Genomic DNA, 5,978 nt, shown 5'->3' with positions numbered 1-5,978 from the left:
TTGGCTGGGCTGGCCTCATCGCTGGCAAGCCAGCTCCCACAGTAGTGCTGTGTACGCCGGACTTGTGGGAGCTGGCCTTGCCGGCGATCGAGCGCGTAGCGGTCGCAATCCAGGCGCCGCCTGATGTGTTGGCTGGGCTGGCCTCATCGCTGGCAAGCCAGCTCCCACAATGGATGTGTGTACACCCAATCTGTGGGAGCGGGCTTGCCCCGCGATGAGGCCAGTGTGGCGCACTGAGTTACCAACCCGGCACCCCGCGCATGTCCGGCAGCTTATGGGCAATGCCCTTGTGGCAATCGATGCAGGTCGCCTGCCCACTGGCCAGCGAGGTCGAGTGCATGGCTGCGGCACGCTTGCTCTGGCGGGTGAAATCCATGAACTCGAAGTTGTGGCAGTTGCGGCATTCGCGCGAGTCGTTGGCCTTGAGCCGCGCCCATTCGTGTTCGGCCAGCTCGCGGCGATGAGCGAGGAATTTCTCGCGGGTGTCAATGGTGCCGAACAGCTTGCCCCAAACCTCCTTGGAGGCCTGCATCTTGCGCGCGATCTTGTGCGTCCACTCGTGCGGCACGTGGCAATCCGGGCAACTGGCGCGCACGCCGGAGCGGTTGCTGTAGTGGATGGTGTCCTTGAGTTCGACGAAGACGTTGTCGCGCATCTCATGGCAGGAGGTGCAGAATTTTTCGGTGTTGGTCACTTCCAGGGCGGTGTTGAAGCCGCCCCAGAAGATGATCCCGGCGACGAACCCGCCCAGGGTCAGAAAACCCAGGCTGTAGTAGACGCTTGGCCGCCAGAGAATGCCCCAGTATTCCTTGAATAGCCTGAACAGTGCTTGCATGGCGCCTCCTCAGGGTTTTTGCGCGGCGTTGGCATCGTCTTGCAGCAGCTTGTCGATGGTTTCGAAGCTGTTGCCCACCAGCGGCTGCACCTCTTTTTGCGCGACGTGGCACTGGGTGCAGAAGTAGCGCCGCGGCGATACCGCCGCCAGGGCCTGGCCATCGCGGTCCATATAGTGGGTGATGCTGATCATGGTCGCCTGGCTGCGCGCGCTGTTGGCGCGGCTATGGCAGGACAGGCACTTGTTGCCGTTGATGTCGACCTGATAGCCACGAATGGTGTGGGGAATGGTCGGTGGCTGGTCGGGATAGTTGCGTTCGCGCTTGAGGTCCTTGTTCTCGTCGTTGGCCAGCGGCGGCGCCGGCATGCTCTGGGTCAGGGTACCACCAGGGCGGCGACCGTCCGGACCTGGGGCATCGAGGGGGTAGTCGACCTCGGCGGCGACCACCAGGCCGATCACCGCAAACATCAGCAAGGGCAGGCTGCGAATAGGCATGACGGTTCTCCTCAGGCCACGCTGATCAGCTCGATGCGTATGGCGCATTTCTTGTAGTCGGTTTGCTTGGAGATCGGGTCGGTGGCGTCCAGGGTGACTTTGTTGATCAGCTTGTTGGCGTCGAAGAACGGCACGAACACCAGCCCCCGTGGCGGTTTGTTGCGGCCACGGGTCTCGATCCGTGCACGAATCTCGCCACGCCGGCTGACCAGCTTCACTTCGCTGCCACGCCGGGCGTTGAGGGCCTTGGCGTCCTCCGGATGCATGTACACCAAGGCATCCGGCACCGCCTTGTACAGCTCTTCGACGCGCTGGGTCATGGTCCCGGTGTGCCAGTGTTCGAGTACCCGGCCGGTGCTGAGCCAGAACGGATAGTCGGCATCCGGCGCTTCGGCCGGCGGCTCGTAGGGCAGGGCGAAGATGATCGCCTTCTTGTCCGGGTAGCCGTAGAACTGCACGCCGCTGCCTGCCTCGACATAGGGGTCGAGGCCTTCGCGGTAACGCCAGCGGGTTTCCTTGCCGTCGACCACCGGCCAGCGCAAGCCGCGCTCGCTGTGGTAGCGGTCGAAGGCGGCCAGGTCATGGCCGTGGCCACGGCCAAACTGGGCGTACTCTTCGAACAGGCCTTTTTGCGGGTAGAAACCAAAGGCCTTGGCTTCATCGTTCTGGTAGCCGGCCTCCAGTTGCTCGACCGGGAACTGATCGACCTGGCCATTTTTATACAGCACCTCGAACAGGGTCTTGCCCTTGTATTCGGGGGCTTTGGCCAGCAACTCGGCGGGCCAGACCTCGTCGGTGGTAAAGCGCTTGGAAAACTCCATCAGCTGCCACAGGTCCGAACGGGCCTCGCCCGGGGCCGTCACCAGTTGATGCCAGAACTGGGTGCGGCGTTCGGCGTTGCCGAACGCGCCTTCCTTCTCCACCCACATGGCACTGGGCAGGATCAGGTCGGCGGCCTGGGCCGACACGGTCGGGTAGACATCCGAGACGATCACGAAGTTCTCCGGCTTGCGCCAGCCCGGCAACACCTCCTGCATGATATTGGGCCCGGCGTGCATGTTGTTGCTGGCCTGGGTCCAGTACACATTGAGCACGCCGTCCTTGAGCATGCGGCTCTGCTGCACGGCGTGAAAACCGACCTTTTCCTGGATGGTCCCGGCAGGCAGCTTCCAGATCTTCTCGGCGGTGGCGCGATGCTTGGGGTTGGTCACCACCAGGTCAGCGGGCAAACGGTGCGAGAAGGTCCCGACCTCGCGGGCGGTGCCACAGGCCGAGGGCTGGCCGGTGAGCGAGAAGGGGCTGTTGCCCGGCTCGCTGATCTTGCCGGTGAGCAGGTGGATGTTGTAGATCAGGTTGTTGGCCCACACCCCACGGGTGTGCTGGTTGAAGCCCATGGTCCAGAACGACACCACCTTGCGCTTGGGGTCGGCGTATAGCTCGGCCAGCGCCTTCAGGCGCTCCGCTGGCACGCCCGATTCCTTCGCCGCGCGCTCCAGGGTGTAGGGCCGCACGAACGCGGCGAACTGCTCGAAGTCGATATCGCTCCAGGTGTTGGCCTTGTCGGCGTTCTTGGCCTTGGCTTCCCGTGGATCGTCGGCGCGCAGGCCGTAGCCGATATCGTCGGCGCCCCGGGCAAAGCGTGTGTGCTTGCTGATGAAGTCCTTGTTCACTGCGCCGCTTTCGATGATGTGGTTGGCGATGTAGTTGAGGATCAGCAGGTCGGTTTGTGGTTTGAACACCATGGGGATGTCGGCCAGGTCGAAGCTGCGGTGCTCGAAGGTCGACAGCACCGCCACCTTGACCTGCGGCTGGCTCAGGCGGCGGTCGGTGACCCGGCTCCAGAGGATCGGGTGCATCTCGGCCATGTTCGAGCCCCAGAGCACGAAGGCGTCGGTGGCTTCGATGTCGTCGTAGCAGCCCATCGGCTCGTCCATGCCGAAGGTGCGCATGAAGCCCATCACCGCCGAGGCCATGCAGTGGCGGGCGTTGGGGTCGATGTTGTTGCTGCGAAAACCGGCCTTCATCAGCTTGTTGGCGGCGTAGCCTTCCCATACCGTCCATTGCCCGGAGCCAAACATGCCGATCGCTTCCGGGCCCTTGTTTTTCAGCGCTTCCTTGTACTTGGCGGCCATGATGTCGAAGGCCTTGTCCCAACTGATCGGCTGGAACTCGCCCTGCTTGTCGTACTGGCCGTTGCGCATGCGCAGCAACGGCTGGGTCAGGCGGTCGTTGCCGTACATGATCTTCGACAGGAAGTAGCCCTTGACGCAGTTGAGGCCGCGATTGACCTCAGCCTTGACGTCGCCATGGGTCGCCACCACGCGGTTGTCGCGGGTGGCGACCATCACGCTGCAGCCGGTGCCGCAAAACCGGCAGGGCGCCTTGTTCCAGTTCAGGGTGACCAGGTCGGCCTCGGTCACCAGGTTGCTGGCATCGGTAAAGATCGGCAGGCCGGCTGCGGCGGCAGCGATGGCGGCGGCCTGGGCCTTGGCGAATTCACGGCGGGTCATGCTCATGGGCTGTCTCCTTCTGGGGCGAGGAGTTCGTGGTAGATCAGGGCGGCGTTGAGCACGCCGGGCAAGCTGTTGATCTGTTCGATGCGTTGCAGGATCTGCTGTTCATCGCTTGCCTCGAGCACCACTACCAGCTTGCCGGCGGCGCTTTGCCGGTGCAGTTCGAGGTGGTCGAGCAGGCGCAGGTTGGCTTTCACCGCCTCGAGCAGTTCGGGGCGGGCGTGTACCACCAGGCTGGCAATGTGCAGGGCTTCATCCATGGGCTGGCTCCAGTAGTCTGCGGGCGCGGGCTATCCGTTGGGTGGGCCGGGCGGGCCGTAGAGCAGCTGGTAAAACCAGACGAGAAAGCCATAGCCGCCGACAATGGCGACCGAGAGCAAGGGGAACAGGCAGACAACCAGAAACACGAACAGCAGGGTTTCCTTTCTGCGCGCAATCTTCTGTTCTTCAGCCAGTGACATGGAGCGATCTCCAGTCGAAAGTGAACTGAGCCTAGTCCAGCCTTCCATGCGCCGGCCGTGTGGCGCGACCAACGGTATACACGGCCTGCAGCTTGACAAGGCAATCGGTGATCTACACTCAAGCCACTGCTCACAGCACAGCGCCGGTAAGCGATCATGCTCGATTACTTCGCCTTGGGTTTGTTGATTTTCGTCGGCCTGGTGCTGTTCTACGGGATCATTGTGTTGCACGACATCCCCTACGAAATTGCCGTGCACCGCAATCATCCGCACCAGGATGCGATCCATGCCACCGGCTGGGTCAGCCTGTTCACCCTGCATGCGCTGTGGCCGTTCCTGTGGATCTGGGCGATGCTCTACCGCGAAGATCGCGGCTGGGGGTTCGGCGACGGCAAGTCACCGCAAAACCATGTGCTGCGCCTGGAACAACAGGTACTCGAACTGCAACAACGCCTCGACCGACTCGAAGGAACATCCGCCGCTGACGAACGCGGCGAAGGCATCTGAGCCATGGACCTGCTACTGATCCTTACCTACGCCGCGATCTGCGTGGCGATCTTCAAGCTGTTTCGCATCCCGCTGAACAAATGGACCGTGCCCACTGCGGTACTCGGTGGCATCGTCATGATCGGTGCGCTGATCTTCACCATGAACTACAACCACCCGTATTCGGAGGTAGCGCGTTCGTATTTCGTCTCGGTGCCGGTGATCCCGGTGGTCACCGGCAAAGTGATCGAGGTGCCGGTCAAGGGCAACCAGCCGCTGGAGAAGGGCGATGTGCTGTTTCGCATCGACCCGGCGCCGTTCGAGCACCGCTTGCGCTCGCTCAAGGCGCAGATCGTCGCCGCCAGGGGTGATCTGTACCGCATCAACGAGCTGATCAAACGCAACTTCGGTACCCGCCGCGAGCAGGAAGCGGCCATCGCCCGGGTCGACGACCTGCAGGCGCAACTGGACAACGCCCAGTTCGAACTCGACAGCACCGTGGTGCGGGCGCCGAGCAAGGGCTATGTCACCCATGTATCGTTGCGCGCGGGGATGATGGCCAGTGCCTTGCCGCTGCGCCCGTCGATGGTGTTCATCCCTGAAGAGGGCCAGTACTTCGCCGCCTGGATGCGCCAGAACAGCCTGTTGCGCCTGGTGCCCGGCGATGACGCGGAAGTGGCCTTCGACGGCATTCCGGGCAAGGTGTTTCACGGCAAGGTCAAGAATGTCATCGCGGTGATCGGCGAAGGCCAGGTCCAGCCCTCCGGCAACCTGGTCAGCTACACAGGCTCCCCCCCGGCAGGGCGGGTACCGGTGATCATCGAAATCGACGACCCGGCGTTCGCCCAGTACGCCAAGCAGATGCCCGGCGGTGCCTATGGCCAGGCAGCGCTGTACAGCAAGCACTTTCCGCATATCGCCACCATGCGCAAGATCCTCCTGCGCATGGCCGCGTGGATGAACTACATCTTCCCGTTTCATTGACGGCGTGCAAATGTGCGACCTGTGGGAGCGGGCTTTGCCAGCGATGAGGCCGGTACAGCCAGCACATCAGGTGTCGCCTGGATTACGACCTCTGTGGGAGCTGGCCTTGCCGGCGATGAGGCCGGTACAGCCAACACATCAAGTGTCGCCTGGATTACGACCGCTGCGCGCTCGATCGCTGGCAAGGCCAGCTCCCACAAGTCC

7 protein-coding genes are annotated in these 5,978 nt (G+C 62.9%); 2 read left to right on the top strand and 5 right to left on the bottom strand.

The genetic code is table 11. From position 1 onward, the window contains the following. Positions 1-238: 238 nt before the first annotated feature. From ABM562_RS21320 to napE, 5 genes are read right to left on the bottom strand one after another with little or no spacing between them, the layout of a single operon-like run. Positions 239-835: a cytochrome c3 family protein gene (locus tag ABM562_RS21320; RefSeq protein WP_115086570.1), complete on the bottom strand. Its 597-nt coding sequence runs from the start codon at positions 833-835 to the stop codon at positions 239-241. A gap of 9 nt (positions 836-844) precedes the next feature. After that, a complete protein-coding gene (locus tag ABM562_RS21315; protein ID WP_115086571.1) occupies positions 845-1,330 on the bottom strand; it encodes a nitrate reductase cytochrome c-type subunit in 486 nt (161 codons plus the stop codon). An 11-nt stretch (positions 1,331-1,341) separates the two neighbouring features. Beyond that, complete coding sequence (gene napA, locus ABM562_RS21310; RefSeq protein ID WP_460423257.1) at positions 1,342-3,846, bottom strand: nitrate reductase catalytic subunit NapA; 2,505 nt, start codon at positions 3,844-3,846, stop codon at positions 1,342-1,344. Beyond that, the gene (locus tag ABM562_RS21305; RefSeq protein WP_115086573.1) at positions 3,843-4,103 is read right to left on the bottom strand and encodes a chaperone NapD; all 261 of its coding nucleotides are present in this window, start codon (positions 4,101-4,103) and stop codon (positions 3,843-3,845) included. Before ABM562_RS21305 ends, napA begins: the two co-directional genes overlap by 4 nt. A gap of 30 nt (positions 4,104-4,133) precedes the next feature. Further along, positions 4,134-4,304, bottom strand: a complete 171-nt coding sequence (gene napE / locus ABM562_RS21300) for a periplasmic nitrate reductase, NapE protein (protein ID WP_115086574.1) — start codon at positions 4,302-4,304, stop codon at positions 4,134-4,136. Between the two features lie 156 nt (positions 4,305-4,460). Here napE and ABM562_RS21295 point away from each other — a divergent pair, with 156 nt between their 5' ends. After that, positions 4,461-4,811 carry a DUF3302 domain-containing protein gene (locus ABM562_RS21295; protein ID WP_115086575.1) on the top strand — a complete coding sequence of 117 codons (351 nt, stop codon included), beginning with the start codon at positions 4,461-4,463 and terminating at the stop codon, positions 4,809-4,811. Positions 4,812-4,814: 3 nt separating this feature from the next. Beyond that, positions 4,815-5,774, top strand: coding sequence for an HlyD family secretion protein (locus ABM562_RS21290; RefSeq protein ID WP_115086576.1), 960 nt, complete (start codon positions 4,815-4,817; stop codon positions 5,772-5,774). The last annotated feature ends 204 nt before the right edge of the window (positions 5,775-5,978 follow it).

It is taken from the genome of Pseudomonas sp. ZL2, assembly GCF_054788455.1.
The sequence above is the reverse complement of the archived record's forward strand: the minus strand, read 5'-3'. Positions and strand labels throughout refer to the sequence as shown.

What these genes read in the sequence shown, in the direction of transcription:
- ABM562_RS21295 (WP_115086575.1), top strand. Translation starts at nt 4,461, where the DNA reads ATGCTCGATTACTTCGCCTTGGGTTTGTTGATTTTCGTCGGCCTGGTG.
- ABM562_RS21290 (WP_115086576.1), top strand. Translation starts at nt 4,815, where the DNA reads ATGGACCTGCTACTGATCCTTACCTACGCCGCGATCTGCGTGGCGATC.
- ABM562_RS21320 (WP_115086570.1), bottom strand. Translation starts at nt 835, where the DNA reads ATGCAAGCACTGTTCAGGCTATTCAAGGAATACTGGGGCATTCTCTGG.
- ABM562_RS21305 (WP_115086573.1), bottom strand. Translation starts at nt 4,103, where the DNA reads ATGGATGAAGCCCTGCACATTGCCAGCCTGGTGGTACACGCCCGCCCC.
- napE (WP_115086574.1), bottom strand. Translation starts at nt 4,304, where the DNA reads ATGTCACTGGCTGAAGAACAGAAGATTGCGCGCAGAAAGGAAACCCTG.
- ABM562_RS21315 (WP_115086571.1), bottom strand. Translation starts at nt 1,330, where the DNA reads ATGCCTATTCGCAGCCTGCCCTTGCTGATGTTTGCGGTGATCGGCCTG.
- napA (WP_460423257.1), bottom strand. Translation starts at nt 3,846, where the DNA reads ATGAGCATGACCCGCCGTGAATTCGCCAAGGCCCAGGCCGCCGCCATC.